Origin of the sequence: Streptococcus mitis bv. 2 str. SK95, assembly GCF_000222705.1 — a bacterium.
Lineage (GTDB): Bacteria > Bacillota > Bacilli > Lactobacillales > Streptococcaceae > Streptococcus > Streptococcus mitis_AY.
Genome location: NZ_AFUB01000011.1, coordinates 70,886 through 90,826 on the forward strand (window position 1 = coordinate 70,886; position 19,941 = coordinate 90,826).

The following is a 19,941-nucleotide window of genomic DNA, read 5'->3' on the forward strand; positions in this document are numbered from 1 at the left end:
CTATTTTTATTTTGAATGATGTTTACTAAAGTTATCACTCAAAAAGAATTATAAAAATCTAGAAAGAAAACATGAAAGATAAAATTAAAGAATATTTAGAAGAGAAGGGGCGAGTGACGGTAAATGATCTAGCTCAGGCTCTCGGAAAGGATGGGTCTAAGGATTTCCGTGAGTTGATTAAAACCCTGTCTCTGATGGAAAGAAAGCACCAGATTCGTTTTGAAGATGATGGTAGCCTCACCTTAAACCAAAAGAAGAAACACGAAATTACACTCAAAGGGATTTTTCATGCCCATAAAAATGGCTTTGGCTTTGTCAGTCTAGAAGGGGAAGAGAACGATCTTTTTGTAGGAAAAAACGATGTCAACTACGCTATTGATGGTGATACCGTTGAAGTCGTAATTAAGAAAGTCGCTGACCGTAACAAGGGAACAGCAGCAGAAGCCAAGATTATTGATATTCTAGAACATAGCCTGACGACAGTTGTAGGCCAAATCGTTCTGGATCAGGAAAAGCCTAAGTATGCGGGCTACATCCGTTCAAAGAATCAGAAAATCAGCCAACCAATCTATGTGAAGAAACCAGCTATCAAGTTGGAAGGTACAGAGGTTCTCAAGGTCTTTATCGACAAATACCCAAGTAAGAAACATGATTTCTTTGTCGCTAGTGTGCTGGACGTGGTGGGACACTCTACTGATGCTGGGATTGATGTCCTTGAAGTTTTGGAGTCCATGGATATTGTTTCGGAATTTCCAGAAGCTGTCCTAAAAGAGGCGGGAAGTGTGCCAGATGCTCCGTCTCAAAAGGATATGGAAGGTCGTCTGGACCTGAGAGATGAAATCACTTTTACCATTGATGGTGCGGATGCCAAGGATTTGGACGATGCAGTTCACATCAAGGCTTTGAAAAATGGCAATATCGAACTCGGAGTTCACATCGCGGATGTTTCCTACTATGTGACCGAGGGTTCAGCCCTCGACAAGGAGGCCCTTAACCGCGCGACTTCTGTCTACGTGACAGACCGTGTGGTGCCAATGCTTCCAGAGCGTTTGTCAAATGGCATCTGCTCGCTCAATCCTCAAGTCGATCGCTTGACCCAGTCTGCCATTATGGAAATTGATAAACATGGTCGTGTGGTTAATTACACCATTACCCAAACAGTCATCAAGACTAGTTTTCGTATGACTTATAGCGCTGTCAATGGCATCTTGGCTGGCGATGAGGAAAAGAGACGAGAGTATAAGAAAATTGTTCCAAGTATCGAACTCATGGTCAAGCTTCATGAAAGGCTAGAAAGCATGCGTGAGAAACGTGGTGCCCTTAATTTTGATACCAGCGAAGCAAAGATTCTAGTGGATAAAAAAGGTAAGCCAGTGGATATCGTTCTTCGTCAGCGTGGTGTTGCTGAGCGTATGATCGAGTCTTTCATGTTGATTGCCAACGAAACGGTTGCCGAGCACTTCAGCAAACTGGACCTACCTTTTATCTATCGGATTCACGAGGAGCCCAAGGCTGAAAAAGTTCAGAAGTTTATTGATTATGCTTCGAGCTTTGGTTTGCGAATTTATGGAACTGCCAGTGAGATTAGCCAGGAGGCCCTCCAAGACATCATGCGTGCTGTTGAGGGAGAACCTTATGCGGATGTATTGTCCATGATGCTTCTTCGCTCCATGCAACAGGCTCGCTATTCGGAGCACAATCACGGTCACTATGGTCTTGCTGCAAAATATTACACTCACTTTACCAGTCCGATTCGCCGTTATCCTGACCTCCTTGTTCACCGTATGATTCGCGACTATGGGCGTTCTATGGAAATAGCCGAGCATTTTGAACAAGTGATTCCAGAGATTGCGACTCAGTCTTCCAACCGTGAGCGTCGTGCCATCGAGGCGGAGCGTGAAGTCGAAGCCATGAAAAAGGCTGAGTACATGGAAGAATACGTTGGTGAAGAGTACGACGCAGTTGTATCCAGCATTGTCAAGTTCGGTCTCTTTGTCGAATTGCCAAATACGGTTGAAGGCTTGATTCATATCACTAATCTACCTGAATTTTATCATTTTAATGAACGTGATTTGACTCTCCGTGGGGAGAAATCAGGCACAACCTTCCGTGTAGGACAGCAGATTCGCATTCGAGTTGAAAGAGCGGATAAGATGACAGGTGAGATTGACTTCTCTTATATCCCAAGTGAATTTGATGTCATCGAGAAGGGCTTGAAACAAACGGATCGTAAAGAAAGAGGGAAATCTTCCAACCGTCGTTCAGACAAAAAAGAGGACAAGAGAAGACAAGGACGTCCTAGCGACAAACGCAAGTCCTTATCAAAAGACAAAAAGAAAAAGAGCAAGAAACCTTTTTACAAGGAAGTAGCTAAGAAAGGAGCCAAGCATGGCAAAGGGCGAGGGAAAGGTCGTCGCACAAAATAAAAAGGCGCACCACGACTATACAATCGTAGACACGCTAGAGGCAGGAATGGTGCTGACAGGAACGGAAATCAAGAGTGTACGAGCGGCTCGAATCAATCTCAAGGACGGTTTTGCTCAGGTAAAAAATGGGGAAGTCTGGCTGAGCAATGTTCATATCGCGCCTTACGAAGAGGGCAATATCTGGAACCAGGAACCGGAACGCCGTCGCAAACTCTTACTCCATAAGAAACAAATCCAAAAGTTGGAACAAGAGACCAAAGGGACAGGAATGACCCTTGTTCCCCTTAAAGTCTATATTAAAGATGGTTATGCTAAACTCCTTTTGGGACTTGCTAAGGGGAAACATGACTATGATAAACGGGAGTCAATCAAGCGTCGTGAACAAAACCGTGACATCGCACGTGTCATGAAAGCTGTCAACCAGCGTTAAGAAGAGGAAGTAAAATGGAAAAACTAATTGCCTATAAACGAATGCCCTTGTGGAATAAACAGACCATGCCAGAAGCTGTCCAGCAAAAGCACAATACTAAAGTCGGCACTTGGGGAAAAATTACTGTCTTGAAGGGGGCACTCAAGTTTATTGAATTGACTGAAGATGGTGAGGTTCTAGCTGAGCACCTCTTTGAGGTAGGAGCTGACAATCCTATGGCACAACCGCAAGCCTGGCACCGAGTAGAGGCTGCAACAGACGATGTAGAATGGTACTTGGAATTTTATTGTAAACCTGAGGATTATTTCCCTAAGAAATACCAGACCAATCCAGTCCATTCAGAGGTCCTAGAAGCCATGCAAACGGTGAAACTAGGAAGAGCCTTGGATTTGGGTTGTGGTCAGGGGCGTAATTCTCTCTTTCTCGCACAGAATGGTTTTGATGTGACAGCTGTGGATCAAAATGAATTGTCCCTTGAAATCTTGCAAAGCATCGTAGAGCAAGAGGATCTCGACATGCCTGTAGGACTATATGATATCAATTCAGCCAGCATTAGCCAAGACTATGATTTCATCGTTTCAACAGTTGTTCTGATGTTCCTACAAGCGGACCGCATTCCAGCTATTATCCAGAATATGCAGGAGCACACCACGGTCGGTGGTTACAATCTTATCGTCTGTGCGATGGATACGGAGGATTATCCTTGCTCAGTGAACTTCCCATTTACCTTTAAAGAAGGGGAGCTAGCCGACTACTACAAGGATTGGGAATTGGTCAAGTACAATGAAAATCCAGGACATCTGCACCGTCACGATGAAAATGGCAATCGCATTCAACTACGCTTTGCGACCATGTTAGCCAAAAAAGTCAAGTAAATCAAACATCTACAAGCGAATAGTAACCACTTTGCAAGGTTTCTATTCGTTTTTATTTGCGTTGGTTGATTGGGGCGAGCAGGATTTTATGCTATACTAGAAGTGGGAAAAGCGAGCAGTAGAAGTGTGTTGCTGTCTCTTTCAGCACAAGAAGTTGTATATGATGGAGGTGATCCAATGACGAGTCTTTTGGTGGAGCTGTATGATCGGCATGTATTGGAAAAGAATGTCTACCAAGCTTTTGTCAGTGATTGTAACGAGATTCTCTTCCTATCTTTGACGAAAATAAGCAGTAATGATAAACTTTCACTGCGCCATTTTATCTTGGATGAGGTTTCCCATATTCAACGAGTGACCTTTCGTCAGCTATCCTTAGAACAACTAGCAGACCAGTTAGATTATTGTCTAGCAGGCTATGACCAGGTTCTCCTTGATGTCTTTGGTGGGGATTCGCTACTAGCCTTATCTCTATATCAATACGGCTTGGCTCACCACCTCCCCATTGTGGCCATGGATGTCGAGCGGGGAAAACAATACAAGTGGACAGCTGGTCAGTTGGAAAAAGAAGACTTGGACATTCCAACCCTAAGCATACAACAGTTGATAGCCTTGCGTGGTGGAAAAATGCTCAAATCCAAACGCCCTATCCACTCGGCTCAGCAAATTGCTGCCATCAAAAAATTAGCCAGCTCAGCTATTGCCAATCCCGCACGCTGGTACCAAGTGACCCAATTTTTCTCGCTTGCTAAAACCAATGACCTTCATGCTGAAACCGAAAAGATACTGGAAAATAATGGCAAGTATTACCACTATCCAAAATCCGTCATCCCCTTACTAGCGGATGCGGGGATGCTTCGTATTGAAAGCGAAGACAAGAAACGAGTAAGCTACAGCTTTCCAAGTCAAGAAGCCCAAGTCTTTTGTCGCAACAAAGGGCATATTTTAGAATTGTATCTCTATCTCTTGGCGCTGGAATCTCAGCTGTTTGATGAGTGCATGATAGGCGGTGAAATTGATTGGAATGGTATCTTTCCAGAGGCGGATAATGTTCAAAATGAGATTGATGTCATTCTGAGAAAGGGGCGCTCGATTACCTTTATCTCTTGCAAGATGACAGATTTATCAGTTGAAGCCATCAATGAGCTAGAAGTCTATGCCAATCATTTTGCTGGGGAGAGTTGCCTCAAGTTAATTGTCTGTACGGGGAAAATCAATCCTGTTTATGCCAATCGCTGTCAGGAATACGGCGTGCTGGTCATTAGAAGTGAGCAGATTCCCAATCTCATTCCCATGCTAAAAAAATACTCTAAGAGACAAAAAAGATAAGAAATAATATCATGAAAGGCTGGAATTCCAGCCTTTTTTACTTCTTTTTCGAATAAATGAGAAAAGGAGGTAGACCATGTTTGTAGCCAGAGATGCCAAGGGAAATTTGGTGAATGCCCTCGAAAAAGATGTGACCAAGCAAGCTTATACTTGTCCAGCCTGTGGGGGCGGACTACGATTACGCCAAGGACAGAGTATTCGAACGCACTTTGCCCATGAAAGGTTAAGGGATTGTATAGCTATTTTTGAAAATGAAAGTCCAGAACACTTGGGCAACAAAGAGGCCCTTTATCACTGGGCCAAGAAGGACAATCAGGTCGCCTTAGAATATAATCTGCCCGATATTCAGCAGATAGCTGATGTTCTCGTCAATGAGAAACTAGCGTTGGAGGTTCAGTGCAGCCCTTTGTCTCAAAAGCTTTTAGGCGATAGAAGCCAAGGATACCGCAGCCAGGGCTATCAGGTTATCTGGCTACTGGGAGAAAAACTCTGGTTAAAAGAGCGATTAACACAACTGCAAAGGGGATTCCTCTATTTTAGTCAAAATATGGGATTCTATGTTTGGGAACTAGATCTCAAAAAGCAAGTTTTGAGACTCAAATATCTTCTGCATCAGGACCTACGTGGCAAGCTTCATTTTCAGGTTAAGGAATTTCCCTATGGACAAGGAAATCTCTTGGAAATTCTACGATTTCCTTATCAAAAACAAAAAATGCCTCGTTTTGCAGTTGTCCAAGATTCCACTATCTGTCACTATATTCGCCAGCAGTTGTACTACCAAACGCCTTACTGGATGAAAAAACAGGAGGAGGCTTATCAACGAGGAGACAATCTATTAAACCGTCAACTGGACGACTGGTATCCTCAGGTCAGACCAATAGAGTCAGGAAATTTTTGTCAAATTGACCAAGATTTAAGTAGCTATTATAAAGAATTTTTCGCTTACTATCAAAAAAATATAAAAAATAATCGCCAAAAGCTCTATCCACCAGCCTTTTATCACTTATATTTTTCAGAAAATGTGATAAAATAGAAAGGATGGAGGAATCTTATGGTATTACAACGACATGAAATAAATGAAAAAGATACATGGGATCTTTCAACAATCTACCCAACAGACCAGGCTTGGGAAGAAGCCTTGAAAGACTTAACTGAAAAAGTACAAACAGCATCCCAGTATGAGGGACATCTCTTGGACAGCGCAGACAGTTTGCTTGAGATTACAGAATTCTCACTTGACTTGGAACGCCAAGTTGAAAAGCTCTATGTCTATGCACATATGAAAAACGACCAAGATACGCGTGAAGCCAAGTATCAGGAGTACTATGCCAAGGCTATGACCCTCTACAGTCAGTTAGAACAAGCCTTTTCATTCTATGAACCAGAGTTTATGGAGATTAGCCAAGAGCAGTATGTGACCTTCCTAGAAGCTCAACCAAAACTCCAAGTTTACAAACACTTTTTTGACAAGCTATTGCAAAAGAAAGACCATGTTCTTTCGCAACGTGAGGAAGAATTGCTAGCTGGCGCAGGAGAAATCTTTGGCGCTGCTAGTGAAACTTTCGCCATCTTGGACAATGCGGATATTAGCTTTCCATATGTCCTTGATGATGAAGGCAAGGAAGTGCAGCTCTCACACGGTACTTACATTCGCTTGATGGAGTCTAAAAATCGTGAAGTGCGCCGTGGTGCTTATGAAGCCCTCTATGCGACGTACGAACAATTCCAACATACTTACGCGAAGACTTTGCAGACAAATGTTAAGGTGCAAAACTACCGAGCAAAAGTCCGCAACTATAAGAGTGCTCGTCATGCAGCCCTCGCAGCCAACTTTGTTCCAGAGAGTGTCTATGACAATCTAGTAGCAGCAGTTCGCAAGCATTTGCCACTCTTGCATCGTTACCTTGAACTCCGCTCTAAAATCTTGGGAATTTCAGATCTCAAGATGTACGATGTTTACACACCACTTTCGTCAGTAGAATACAGCTTTACTTATGAGGAAGCCTTGAAAAAGGCAGAAGAAGCCTTGGCAGTCTTGGGTGACGACTACTTGAGCCGTGTCAAACGGGCTTTCAGTGAGCGTTGGATTGATGTCTATGAAAACCAAGGCAAGCGTTCTGGTGCCTACTCTGGTGGTTCTTATGATACCAATGCCTTTATGCTCCTCAACTGGCAGGATAATTTAGATAATCTCTTTACCCTTGTCCATGAAACAGGTCACAGTATGCACTCTAGCTATACTCGTGAAACCCAACCATATGTTTACGGAGATTACTCTATCTTCTTGGCAGAGATTGCCTCAACGACCAACGAAAATATCTTGACAGAGAAATTGTTGGAAGAAGTAGAAGACGACGCAACTCGCTTTGCTATCCTTAATAACTTCTTGGATGGTTTCCGTGGAACAGTCTTCCGTCAAACTCAATTCGCTGAGTTTGAACATGCTATCCACCAAGCAGACCAAAATGGAGAAGTCTTGACAAGTGATTTCCTGAATAAACTCTATGCTGACTTGAACCAAGAGTACTATGGACTTAGCAAAGAAGACAATCCTGAAATTCAGTACGAATGGGCGCGCATTCCACACTTCTACTATAACTACTACGTATACCAGTATTCGACTGGTTTTGCAGCGGCTTCAGCCTTGGCTGAGAAGATTGTCCATGGTAGTCAGGAAGACCGTGACCGCTATATAGACTACCTCAAGGCAGGTAACTCAGACTATCCACTCAATGTCATGAGAAAAGCGGGAGTGGATATGGAGAAGGAAGACTATCTCAACGACGCCTTTGCAGTCTTTGAACGCCGCTTGAATGAGTTTGAAGCCTTAGTTGAAAAATTGGGACTAGCTTAAGATGGTAGAGTCTTATAGTAAAAACGCCAATCATAACATGCGTCGTCCCGTTGTCAAGGAAGAAATCGTAGAGTTCATGCGCCAGCGTCAAAAGCAGGTGACAGGTTCCTTGAAAGAATTGGAAACCTTCGCTCGTAAGGAAAATATTCCAATCATTCCTCATGAAACAGTCGCATATTTCCGTTTTCTCATGGAAAGTCTGCAGCCTAAGAATATTTTGGAAATTGGGACAGCTATCGGTTTTTCAGCTCTTTTGATGGCGGAACATGCCCCAAATGCTAAGATTACAACGATTGACCGTAATCCTGAGATGATCGGCTTTGCCAAGGAAAACTTTGCCCAGTTTGATAGTCGCAAGCAAATCACCCTCCTAGAGGGAGACGCAGTCGATGTCTTGTCAACCTTGACTGAAACTTATGATTTTGTCTTTATGGATTCGGCCAAGTCCAAGTACATCGTCTTTCTACCAGAAATCCTCAAACACTTGGAAGTTGGTGGAGTAGTAGTCTTGGATGATATTTTCCAAGGAGGCGATGTTGCCAAGGATATCATGGAAGTCCGCCGGGGTCAACGCACCATTTACCGTGGTTTACAAAGACTGTTCGACGCAACGTTGGACAATCCAGATTTAACGGCGACTTTAGTTCCACTTGGAGACGGCATTCTCATGCTACGAAAGAATGTGGAAAATGTAACTTTACCAGAAATGGAATAATATTAAAAATCGTATAATCCTTCTGTATCAAAAACAGGAGGATTTTTATGTCTCAAAACATCATCAATATTGGCTATGCACGCGTTTCAACCCACAAGCAAGATTTGGGCTTAGAAGTGCAAATCGATGCTCTCAAGCATTGTGACCAGCTTTTTATCGAGCGTGAATCTGGTTCCAACAATGTACGTCCAGAACTCGAAAAGGCCTTAAAATTGGCTCAAACGCTTTCGAAAAAAGGAACGCAAGTCACTTTCACCATCTACAAGCTTGATAGACTTACGCGCTCTATGTTTAAATTGCTAGAACTGATTGAACAATTTAATGATTCGGATATTCAGCTAGTCAGTTTGCATGAAAAGCTGGAAACCGATTCGCTCATTGGTAGGTTACTTTGTATGATTTTAGGATTTGTGTCAGAAAGTGAGCTGGAAAACTTACGATTTCGTACTCGTGAAGGACTTCGTAAAGCTAAGGAAAAAGGTGTCAAACTGGGTGCTAAGCGAATTTCGAAAGAGAAGGAGAAGAGAATTATTCAGCAGTATTTGGCAGGTGGATTAAGCATAAGAAAAATTGCAAAAGCAGAACAAATTTCGACCTCAACTATCTATAAAGTCTTGGAACGAAACAAGGTGGCCAACAATCGCAAAAAAGTTTCGCAAAATTCTTGCTAAAAACAAGACAAAATGCTACAATGAGAGTGTAAATTTGTTTCGATTAACGACCGTTTGGCGAAACATTCAAAATAACAATGTGAATATTTCAGAAAATACGAATTTAACAAGGTTTTGAGCCTGTGTTGGATTTGTATTTTTTTGTTTTTAAGTTTATCGTTTAACGGTCGTTATCCGATACACCAAAACCCTTGTCGCCCAAGTGGTTGAGGTGAATTTTACGAAATACTAAAATCAAAAAATTAGGCTTTTTATAGTATTTGCACACCTTAAAAAGTAATTCTACATTCCTAAGGAGGAAATGATGAAAACGAATAAAGTGACCAAACTTGGTATTTCTTTGCTTTCTGTTGCATCTCTTGGTGTTGTTGCGCCAGCTTTGACTGATGTGCCTGTTTTAGGGGCTGCTATTGTAAAGGCTGAAGAACGGCAAGGGCAAATCAAAATCCGCATTAGGTATTTAGATGAGCATAGTAGAGAAATAGCACCTATGTATACTGGGGTCCTAAACCCTGGTGAGTCTGTAAATATCTACAAGGATATTGAAGGGCACCAAGTGGTATCAAATTTTTCCTGGATGCCGGGCTATAACCTAACGTATAATATAGCAAGCAGATTCTTTTACGGTGCTAATGATGGGTATCTGGAAGGATACCTAAGATATAAGAAGTTAGATGCGGATGTCAAGCCTTCAGAAACTCCAAAACCAGAAACTAAACCTTCAGAGACTCCGAAACCAGAAGTGACACCTGAGTCTAAACCATCTGAAGCTCCAAAACCAGAAGTTAAGCCAGAGACCAACCCTTCAGAGACTCCGAAACCAGAAGTGACACCTGAGACTAAACCATCTGAAACTCCAAAACCAGAAGTGAAACCGGAAACTAAACCTTCTGATACGCCAAAACCAGAAGTAAAACCAGAGACTAAACCATCTGAAACTCCAAAACCAGAAGTAAAACCGGAAACTAAACCTTCAGAGGCTTCAAAACCAGAAGTAAAACCAGAAACTAAACCTTCAGAGACTTCAAAACCAGAAGTTAAACCGGAAACTAAACCTTCTGATACACCAAAACCAGGAGTTAAGCCGGAAACTAAGCCTTCAGAAACTCCAAAACCAGAAGTAAAACCGGAAACTAAACCTTCAGAAACTCCGAAACCAGAGGTTAAGCCGGAAACTAAGCCTTCAGAAACTCCAAAACCAGAAGTGAAACCGGCAACTAAACCTTCAGAAACTCCGAAACCAGAGGTGAAACCGGAAACTAAACCTTCAGAGGCTTCAAAACCAGAAGTAAAACCAGAAACTAAACCTTCAGAGACTTCAAAACCAGAAGTAAAACCGGAAACTAAACCACAAACTAATTCGAATACTGCTCCACAAGCTCCTGTAAAACCTGTTGGGCAAGATTCAAACACTAAAGCTGACAAACCTGTTTCGAAACCAGAAACTACAGCCCTACCAAACACTGGCGAACAAAATTCAATTCTTGGATTTGCAGGCTTTCTCCTTGCAAGTCTTGGTCTAGCAGGCTTGACCTACAAAGGACGTCACTAAAAAATAATATAAGATAAACAAAGAACTTGAACCGTTGTTCAGGTTCTTTTTGGAATGAAAAAAATTGAATCGTTAAAAATTTAAAAGCTACTATTTTTAGTCTTATTTAAGTTATCTGCTATAAAATATGGTATAATGATTGAGTTGGTCTAGAGAAATTTTTGACCGTTTTTAGAAAAAGGAGTAAACATGAAGAAAAAACTATTGGCAGGAGCCATTACCTTATTATCTGTAGCGACTTTGGCTGCTTGTTCAAAAAGTTCTGAAGGAGCTGACCTCATCAGTATGAAGGGTGATGTTATCACTGAACACCAATTTTATGAACAAGCCAAAAACAACCCAACTGCACAACAAGTCTTGCTCAATATGACGATAGAAAAAGTATTTGAAAAACAATATGGGTCTGAAGTGACTGAACAGGAAGTAGATGACGCTGTTGCCGAAGAGCAGAAGAAATACGGGGACAGTTATCAAAATGTTCTTTCACGTGCAGGAATGACTCCTGAAACTCGTAAAGCTCAAATTCGCACCAGCAAATTAGTTGAATTGGCAGTTAAGAAAGCAGCAGAAAATGAACTGACTGACGAAGCTTACCAAAAGGCTTTTGAAGCTTACACACCCGATGTGACAGCACAAATCATCCGTATGGATAATGAAGACAAGGCAAAAGAAGTGCTCGAAAAAGCAAAAGCTGAGGGAGCTGACTTTGCCCAGTTGGCAAAAGACAACTCAAATGATGACAAGACAAAAGAAAATGGTGGCGAAATCACTTTTGACTCTGCTTCAACAGAACTTCCAGAACAAGTCAAGAAGGCGGCCTTTGCCTTGGATGTGAATGGTGTCTCTGATGTTATCACAGCGACTGGAACACAAGCTTACAGTACCCAATACTACATTATTAAGCTAACCAAGAAAACAGAAAAATCATCAAACCTAGATGACTACAAAGAAAAATTGAAAACGGTCATCCTGGCTCAGAAACAAAACGATTCATCTTTCGTTCAGAGCGTTATCGGAAAAGAATTCCAAGCTGCCAATATTAAAGTGAAAGATCCTGTTTTCCAAAATATCTTTGCCCAATACGTTGGTGGTGCCGATTCAAACTCAAGCAGTAGCTCATCAGCAGAATAAAAAAGAAAATACAAACTTTGTCTTGAAGTTTGTATTTTTTAGTAATCAGTTTTGGCCAAATAGCAAAATTCGAAGGATTGGAGGATAAGAGTTTTTTTCTTTCTGAAAAAATGGTATAATAGCAATCAAAACTAGAAAATAAAACGGAATTAGGAACAGTTTTCTCTGTTTCTATTAGAGTGGTGACATATGAAAATTAGTAAAAGGCACCTATTGAACTATTCCATTTTAATTCCTTACCTCCTTTTATCAATTTTGGGTCTAATCGTCGTTTACTCAACGACGAGTGCTACCTTGATTCAAGAAGGGAAAAGCGCTCTTCAGTTAGCTCGGAACCAAGGAATGTTTTGGGGAGTTAGTTTGGTTTTGATTGCCTTAATTTATAAACTGAAACTTGGTTTTTTAAGAAATGAACGCTTGATTTTTATCGTTATGTTTGTAGAGATCATTCTCCTAGCTTTGGCTCGGCTAATTGGGACACCAGTCAATGGTGCTTACGGTTGGATTTCTGTAGGACCTGTAACGATTCAGCCTGCAGAGTACCTTAAGATTATCATTATTTGGTACCTAGCCCATCGATTCTCAAAACAGCAAGATGAGATAGCTGTTTACGATTTCCAAGTCTTGACTCAGAATCAGTGGTTACCTCGAGCTTTTAACGACTGGCGTTTCGTTTTACTTGTTTTGATTGGTAGTTTGGGAATTTTCCCTGACTTGGGAAATGCGACCATTCTGGTTTTGGTGTCGTTGCTTATGTACACAGTTAGTGGAATTGCCTATCGTTGGTTCTCGACTATTCTAGCTCTCTTAGCAGGAAGTTCCATTTTAGCCTTGTCTGTCATTCGTCTTGTTGGGATTGAGAAGTTTTCTCAAATTCCGGTATTTGGTTACGTTGCTAAACGTTTCAGCGCCTTCTTTAATCCTTTCAATGACTTGGCAGGCGCAGGGCACCAGCTTGCAAATTCCTACTATGCCATGGTGAATGGTGGCTGGTTTGGACTTGGACTAGGAAATTCTATCGAAAAGCGTGGTTATTTGCCAGAAGCCCATACGGACTTCGTCTTTTCGATCGTCATCGAGGAGTTTGGATTTGTAGGAGCGAGTATGATTTTGGCACTCCTCTTCTTCTTGATTTTGAGAATCATCCTAGTCGGTATTCGAGCTAAGGATCCCTTTAACTCTATGGTTGCTATCGGTGTTGGAGGGATGATCCTTGTTCAGGTCTTTGTCAATATCGGTGGGATTTCCGGTTTGATTCCTTCTACAGGGGTAACCTTCCCCTTCCTTTCACAAGGGGGAAATAGTCTCCTAGTCTTATCTGTAGCCATTGCCTTTGTACTAAATATCGATGCTAGTGAAAAACGTGCCAAACTTATCAGAGAATATGAAGGTCAAACTTCTGTTACTCTATAAGGATTGAATGGAAAGGAAAGTTTATGTCACTTCAAAAATTAGAAAACTATAGCAATAAAGCCGTCGTCCAAGAAGAAGTCTTGATTTTGACAGAGCTATTAGAAGACATCACAAAAAATATGCTTGCGCCTGAGACTTTTGATAAAATCATGCAGTTGAAGGACTTGTCTACAAGCGAAAACTATCAAGGACTCAATAAATTGGTGACCAGCCTTTCAAACGAGGAAATGATCTATATTTCTCGCTATTTCTCAATTCTTCCACTCTTGATCAATATCTCTGAAGATGTGGATTTGGCTTATGAGATCAATCACCAAAATAATGTGGACCAAGACTATCTAGGAAAACTGTCAACAACCATTAAGATGGTGGCTGAAAAAGAAAACGCGGCTACAATTTTGGAGCAGCTGAATGTAGTTCCAGTTTTGACGGCCCACCCGACTCAAGTACAACGCAAGAGTATGCTGGACTTAACTAATCATATCCATACACTTTTACGGAAGTACCGTGATGTCAAACTAGGCTTGATCAACAAAGAAAAATGGCACACCGATCTCCGTCGTTATATTGAGATTATCATGCAAACGGACATGATTCGCGAGAAAAAATTGAAAGTAACCAACGAAATCACCAACGTGATGGAGTACTATCAAAGTTCTTTCTTGAATGCTGTTCCACGTTTGACGGCTGAGTATAAGAAACTAGCTAAGGAACAAGGTATCGAGCTCCAACATCCAAAACCGATTACCATGGGGATGTGGATTGGAGGAGACCGTGATGGGAATCCTTTCGTAACGGCAGAAACCCTCAACAAATCAGCCTTGACTCAGTGCGAAGTCATCATGAACTACTATGATGAAAAGATTTATAATCTTTATCGTGAATTCTCACTTTCAACCAGTATTGTGAATGTCAGTGACAAGGTTCGTGAGATGGCGCTCAAGTCACAGGATAACTCGATTTATCGTGAAAAAGAACTCTATCGTCGTGCCCTCTTTGACATCCAAGCTAAGATGCGGGCAACCAAGACCTATCTTATCGAAGATAAGGATGTTCATCCAAGATATGCTACCGCGGATGAATTTTACCAAGACTTGTTAGCTATCAGGGATTCTCTCCTCGAGAACAAAGGTGAATACCTGATTTCAGGAGAATTTGTCGAGCTGATGCAAGCAGTTGAAATTTTTGGATTCTACCTTGCTTCTATCGATATGCGCCAAGATTCTAGTGTTCATGAAGCTTGTGTCGCAGAATTGCTAGCATCCGCAGGTATCAACGACCATTATAGCGATCTTTCTGAAGATGAAAAATGCGTCCTCCTCTTAAAAGAGTTGGAAGAAGATCCTCGTATCCTCTCAGCAACTCATGCTGAAAAGTCAGAACTACTTGAGAAGGAACTGTCTATATTTAAAGCTGCGCGCAAGTTGAAGGATAAATTAGGTGAAAACGTCATTCGTCAAACCATCATCTCTCATGCAACTAGCGTGTCCGATATGCTCGAACTAGCAATTATGCTTAAGGAAGTCGGCTTGGTGGATGCTCAAAAAGCGCGCGTTCAGATTGTTCCCCTCTTTGAAACTATCGAGGACTTGGATCATTCGGAAGAAACCATGAGAAAATATTTCTCTCTTCCTTTGGCTAAAAAATGGATTGCTTCAAAGGATAACTACCAAGAAATCATGCTTGGCTACTCTGATAGTAACAAGGACGGTGGTTACCTGTCATCATGTTGGACTCTATATAAAGCTCAACAGCAACTGACTGCTATTGGAGACGAATTTGGCGTTAAAGTAACCTTCTTCCACGGTCGTGGTGGTACCGTGGGCCGTGGTGGTGGTCCAACTTATGAAGCCATTACATCTCAACCGCTCAAGTCTATCAAGGACCGCATCCGTTTGACTGAACAGGGAGAAGTGATTGGAAACAAATACGGAAACAAAGACGCTGCTTATTATAACCTTGAAATGTTAGTTTCTGCAGCCATTAACCGTATGATTACCAAGAAGAAGAGCGATACTAATACGTCAAATCGTTACGAAGCTATCATGGATCAAGTAGTGGACCGTAGCTACGATATCTACCGTGATTTGGTCTTTGGAAATGAACATTTCTATGACTATTTCTTCGAGTCAAGCCCAATCAAAGCTATTTCAAGCTTTAACATCGGTTCGCGTCCAGCAGCTCGTAAGACCATCACTGAAATCGGCGGTTTGCGTGCTATCCCTTGGGTCTTCTCATGGTCACAAAGTCGTGTCATGTTTCCTGGATGGTATGGCGTGGGTTCAAGCTTCAAAGAATTTATTGATCAAGATCCTGATAATATTGAGATCCTTCGTGATATGTATCAAAACTGGCCTTTCTTCCAATCTTTGCTTTCCAATGTGGACATGGTCTTGTCTAAGTCTAACATGAACATTGCCTTCGAATATGCCAAACTCTGTGAAGATGAAGAAGTGCAAGCCATCTATTACACCATTTTAGATGAATGGCAGTTGACCAAGGACGTTATTTTAGCTATTGAAGGCTATGACGAACTCTTGGCTGAAAACTCTTACTTAAAAGACAGTCTAAACTATCGTATGCCTTACTTTAATATCCTTAACTACATCCAGTTGGAGTTGATTAAACGTCAACGTCGTGGTGAATTGTCAACAGACGAAGAAAGATTGATTCATACAACCATTAACGGAATTGCAACCGGTTTGCGTAATTCAGGCTGATATTCTACAAACTTCCTCTTTTTCTGGGGAAGTTTTTGAATAGTTTAAAAAATTCTAGAAACAGTCTTGACAAGTAATTGAAAAATGATATAATTTAAACATTCAGAAAGTAATCATTGAAGTTTTTTAGAGAGTCTGTGGTTGGTGGAAACAGATAAATGAAAGTGATGAAAATTGGGCTGAATGTTCTTAAGAGTTTGAAATCATAAAAATTCGGTGAGCACACCTTACAGTGCAACTCGTGAATGCGAGAAAGAGAGATAGGGATATTCCCTATAATTGAGGTGGCACCGCGCATCGACGTCCTCACACAAGTTTTTTGTGTGAGGACTTTTTCTATTAGGAGGATGATGATGGAATTTAAACGATGGCGTCGCTTGTTTTGAGTGAAAAGAGTATAGTACAAGTGATTTAAAGGAGAAAAAATATGAAAAATAAACGTTTAATTGGAATTATCGCTGGATTAGCAGTATTGGTAGTGGCTAGCTTGATCTATTCTTCAATGAACAAGCCAGTAGCTAAGGAAGAGCAAAAGGTTGCTAAGGTTGGTGTCCTTCAATTTGTTAGTCACCCATCCTTGGACTTGATTTACCAAGGGATTCAAGATGGACTAGCTGAAGAAGGCTATAAAGGTGACCAAGTGAAAATCGACTTTATGAACTCTGAAGGAGATCAGAGCAAGGTTGCAACCATGAGTAAACAATTGGTAGCAAATGGAAACGATGTAGTTGTTGGGATTGCGACACCAGCGGCTCAAGGTTTAGCTAGCGCTACGAAAGACCTACCTGTTATCATGGCTGCTATTACAGACCCAATCGGTGCTAACTTGGTCAAAGACTTGAAAAAACCAGGTGGCAACATCACAGGGGTATCAGACCACAACCCTGCTGAACAACAAGTAGAGTTGATTAAAGCTCTCACACCAAATGTCAAAACAATCGGTGCTCTTTACTCAAGTAGCGAAGATAACTCAAAAACACAGGTAGAAGAATTCAAGGCTTATGCTGAAAAAGCAGGTTTGACAGTCGAAACCTTTGCCGTTCCTTCGACTAACGAAATTGCTTCAACAGTCAATGTTATGACAAGCAAGGTTGATGCAATCTGGATTCCAATTGACAACACCATCGCATCAGCCTTCCCAACAGTTGTATCAAGCAACCAAACAGCTAAAAGACCAATCTACCCAAGCGCAACTGCCATGGTAGAAGCAGGAGGTCTGGCATCTGTAGTAGTTGACCAACACGATCTTGGAGTGGCTACTGGTAAAATGATTGCCAAAGTATTGAAAGGTGAAAAACCAGCTGATACTCCAGTTAATGTCTTCTCAACTGGTAAATCAGTTATCAACAAAAAACTAGCGCAAGAACTTGGTATCACAATCCCTGAGTCTGTTCTAAAAGAAGCAGGACAAGTGATTGAATAAAGATAAAGGAGGAGTTGGGGACATCTCCTCCCATTTTTACTAAAGAAAGAAATGAGTGAAAGATTATGATAGTATCCATTATTTCTCAGGGAATGGTCTGGGCGATTTTAGGTTTGGGAATCTTTATGACTTTTCGAATTTTGAATTTTCCAGATATGACTACTGAGGGCTCTTTTCCTCTAGGGGGAGCAGTAGCTGTTACCTTGATAACACAAGGGGTTAATCCATTTTTAGCGACCTTGGTTGCAGTAGGAGCAGGCTGTCTGGCTGGTATGGCAACGGGTCTTTTATACACCAAAGGAAAAATTCCAACTCTCTTATCAGGGATTTTGGTTATGACTTCTTGCCATTCCATCATGCTCATGATTATGGGACGTGCCAATCTGGGTCTTCTTGGAACCAAGCAAATTCAGGATGTCTTGCCTTTTGATTCGGACCTCAATCAACTCCTGACTGGATTTATCTTTGTTGCTCTTGTTATTGGCCTCATGCTCTTTTTCCTTGATACTAAACTAGGTCAAGCCTACATCGCTACAGGTGATAATCCTGATATGGCTCGTAGTTTTGGTATCAATACGGGACGTATGGAACTCATGGGCTTGGTTTTCTCAAATGGGATTATCGCGCTTGCAGGAGCCTTAATTGCTCAACAAGAAGGATATGCAGATGTTTCTCGAGGAATTGGAGTAATCGTCGTAGGGCTTGCTAGCTTGATTATTGGTGAGGTATTGTTCAAGAGTTTGACCTTGGCAGAGCGACTCATGACCATCGTTGTAGGTTCTATCTCTTATCAGTTCCTCGTATGGGGAGTGATTGCTATTGGGTTTAATACAAGTTATCTTCGTTTGTACAGCGCCTTGATTTTGGCAGTTTGCCTTATGATTCCAGCCTTCAAAAGCAAATATCTGAAAGGAGTCAAGTTTAGCAAATGACAGCAATTGTAGAATTAAAAAATGCTACCAAAGTCATCACGAATGGCTTTGACGAGGAAAAAATCATTCTGAATGATGTTTCTCTTGAAATTTTTGAACATGATTTCATTACCATCCTAGGTGGAAATGGAGCTGGAAAGTCAACTCTTTTTAACACTATTGCAGGTACCTTACCTTTAACAAGCGGAAGTATCCGCATCATGGGCGAGGACGTGACGCATTTTTCACCTGAAAAGAGGGCTAAGTACTTGTCTCGTGTCTTTCAGGATCCTAAAATGGGTACGGCTCCCCGTATGACCGTTGCAGAAAACCTTTTGATTGCCAAGTTTCGTGGTGAGAAGAGAGGGCTCCTGCCTAGAAGACTATCAAGTCATAGAGAAGAGTTTCAGGCTACCATTGAAAAGGTTGGAAATGGTCTTGAAAAACATCTGGACACTCCGATTGAGTTTCTATCAGGCGGTCAGCGCCAGGCCTTGAGTCTCTTGATGGCAACATTAAAGCGACCAGAGTTGCTCTTGTTGGATGAACACACAGCAGCCCTCGACCCCAAGACCAGTGTGGCCTTGATGGAGTTAACAGATGAATTTGTCAGCAAAGACCATCTGACAGCTTTGATGATTACCCATCATATGGAAGACGCTCTTAAGTACGGAAATCGTCTCATTGTCATGAAAGAAGGACGAATTATCCAAGATTTGAACAAGGATGAAAAATCTAAAATGAAGATTTCTGATTATTATCAACTGTTTGAGTAGATGATTTTAAATAATTGATATAAAAAGCTTAGAGGTGGAATTTTTACTTCTAACTTTTTTAGTTGTTTTTAAATATTATTTATATTTCTCTTTTCGTCTATTTTACTTTATAATATAATCGATTTAAGAATTTCAAACTTTGATAAGTGTAAGGAGATAAAAACATGGCATATACACAAGAAGATTTTCAGGAATGGATTTTTCAGATTGGATTTAAGATGGATTATTTTACCAGGGAGTTTGCGGAGAAAGAAGGGCTAAATTTAGACTATAGCATTCAGTCCTTGGATGATTTGGAAGCTTGGATCTTGGCGCATTATGAAGATCATCATGCTTTGATAGCGGACTGTAAGATGTTGGACTACCTGACAGTTTATATTGGCGAAACCTTTCGCAAGCATCTGGGTGGTAAGTGGTTTATTGACCTTAAAAATAAAAAGAACGCCTATTATTCTATGCCTGTATTGACCGACCCGTCATATAGAGGAGAAGTTTATATAGCACCGATGACTTTTGCAACGGCTTGTATTAGTAGAAAAGATGGTCAGTATATTAGCAGAATATTGAAAAATAATCTCGAAGATCAAGTGAAATAGGATTTTATTTCTTCTATTTTTCTTTCAAATATTAGAATGATTTGCTCAGATGATTCAGTTTTTCATGATAGCTGGAAACTTATGAAATAGAAGCATGCAAAAGGTATGAAATGGTTTACTTT

The 19,941-nt window shown here is 41.2% G+C and carries 16 protein-coding genes and 1 other annotated feature; all 16 genes read left to right on the top strand.

All coding sequences use genetic code 11. From position 1 onward, the window contains the following. The first annotated feature begins 71 nt into the window (after positions 1–71). Complete coding sequence (rnr, locus tag HMPREF9965_RS04115; protein ID WP_000653267.1) at positions 72–2,426, top strand: ribonuclease R; 2,355 nt, start codon at positions 72–74, stop codon at positions 2,424–2,426. Beyond that, a complete protein-coding gene (gene smpB, locus HMPREF9965_RS04120; RefSeq protein WP_001051742.1) occupies positions 2,389–2,856 on the top strand; it encodes an SsrA-binding protein SmpB in 468 nt (155 codons plus the stop codon). Before rnr ends, smpB begins: the two co-directional genes overlap by 38 nt. Positions 2,857–2,870: 14 nt before the next feature. Beyond that, positions 2,871–3,731, top strand: coding sequence for an SAM-dependent methyltransferase TehB (gene tehB / locus HMPREF9965_RS04125; protein WP_000413066.1), 861 nt, complete (start codon positions 2,871–2,873; stop codon positions 3,729–3,731). Between the two features lie 177 nt (positions 3,732–3,908). Next, positions 3,909–5,057 carry a DUF1887 family protein gene (locus tag HMPREF9965_RS04130; RefSeq protein WP_000202646.1) on the top strand — a complete coding sequence of 383 codons (1,149 nt, stop codon included), beginning with the start codon at positions 3,909–3,911 and terminating at the stop codon, positions 5,055–5,057. Positions 5,058–5,133: 76 nt separating this feature from the next. Continuing rightward, on the top strand, positions 5,134–6,090 hold the full coding sequence (locus HMPREF9965_RS04135; protein ID WP_000495879.1) for a competence protein CoiA: 957 nt from the start codon (positions 5,134–5,136) through the stop codon (positions 6,088–6,090). Positions 6,091–6,108: 18 nt separating this feature from the next. Continuing rightward, positions 6,109–7,911 (top strand): oligoendopeptidase F, encoded by a 1,803-nt coding sequence (pepF, locus tag HMPREF9965_RS04140; protein WP_000244101.1) that lies wholly within the window; start codon positions 6,109–6,111, stop codon positions 7,909–7,911. Between the two features lies 1 nt (position 7,912). Beyond that, the gene (locus HMPREF9965_RS04145) at positions 7,913–8,626 is read left to right on the top strand and encodes an O-methyltransferase (protein ID WP_004243097.1); all 714 of its coding nucleotides are present in this window, start codon (positions 7,913–7,915) and stop codon (positions 8,624–8,626) included. Between the two features lie 47 nt (positions 8,627–8,673). Continuing rightward, a complete protein-coding gene (locus tag HMPREF9965_RS04150) occupies positions 8,674–9,297 on the top strand; it encodes a recombinase family protein (RefSeq protein ID WP_000081179.1) in 624 nt (207 codons plus the stop codon). Between the two features lie 304 nt (positions 9,298–9,601). Next, on the top strand, positions 9,602–10,849 hold the full coding sequence (locus tag HMPREF9965_RS13135) for an LPXTG cell wall anchor domain-containing protein (protein WP_000856210.1): 1,248 nt from the start codon (positions 9,602–9,604) through the stop codon (positions 10,847–10,849). Positions 10,850–11,038: 189 nt separating this feature from the next. Further along, the gene (gene prsA, locus HMPREF9965_RS04160) at positions 11,039–11,980 is read left to right on the top strand and encodes a peptidylprolyl isomerase PrsA (RefSeq protein ID WP_000727955.1); all 942 of its coding nucleotides are present in this window, start codon (positions 11,039–11,041) and stop codon (positions 11,978–11,980) included. 189 nt (positions 11,981–12,169) lie between these two features. Beyond that, entirely contained in the window at positions 12,170–13,393 is a 1,224-nt protein-coding gene (gene ftsW / locus HMPREF9965_RS04165; protein WP_004243106.1) for a cell division peptidoglycan polymerase FtsW, read from the top strand. A gap of 23 nt (positions 13,394–13,416) precedes the next feature. Next, positions 13,417–16,113, top strand: coding sequence for a phosphoenolpyruvate carboxylase (gene ppc, locus HMPREF9965_RS04170; RefSeq protein ID WP_000058159.1), 2,697 nt, complete (start codon positions 13,417–13,419; stop codon positions 16,111–16,113). 94 nt (positions 16,114–16,207) lie between these two features. Further along, positions 16,208–16,424: a binding site (T-box leader), on the top strand. Positions 16,425–16,540: 116 nt separating this feature from the next. Next, positions 16,541–17,536: a tryptophan ABC transporter substrate-binding protein gene (trpX, locus tag HMPREF9965_RS04175; protein WP_000792177.1), complete on the top strand. Its 996-nt coding sequence runs from the start codon at positions 16,541–16,543 to the stop codon at positions 17,534–17,536. 65 nt (positions 17,537–17,601) lie between these two features. Continuing rightward, positions 17,602–18,468 (top strand): ABC transporter permease, encoded by an 867-nt coding sequence (locus HMPREF9965_RS04180; RefSeq protein ID WP_000637258.1) that lies wholly within the window; start codon positions 17,602–17,604, stop codon positions 18,466–18,468. After that, positions 18,465–19,223 carry an ABC transporter ATP-binding protein gene (locus tag HMPREF9965_RS04185; protein WP_000125421.1) on the top strand — a complete coding sequence of 253 codons (759 nt, stop codon included), beginning with the start codon at positions 18,465–18,467 and terminating at the stop codon, positions 19,221–19,223. Before HMPREF9965_RS04180 ends, HMPREF9965_RS04185 begins: the two co-directional genes overlap by 4 nt. A gap of 164 nt (positions 19,224–19,387) precedes the next feature. Beyond that, the gene (locus HMPREF9965_RS04190; protein WP_000332015.1) at positions 19,388–19,819 is read left to right on the top strand and encodes a hypothetical protein; all 432 of its coding nucleotides are present in this window, start codon (positions 19,388–19,390) and stop codon (positions 19,817–19,819) included. Positions 19,820–19,941: the final 122 nt, after the last annotated feature.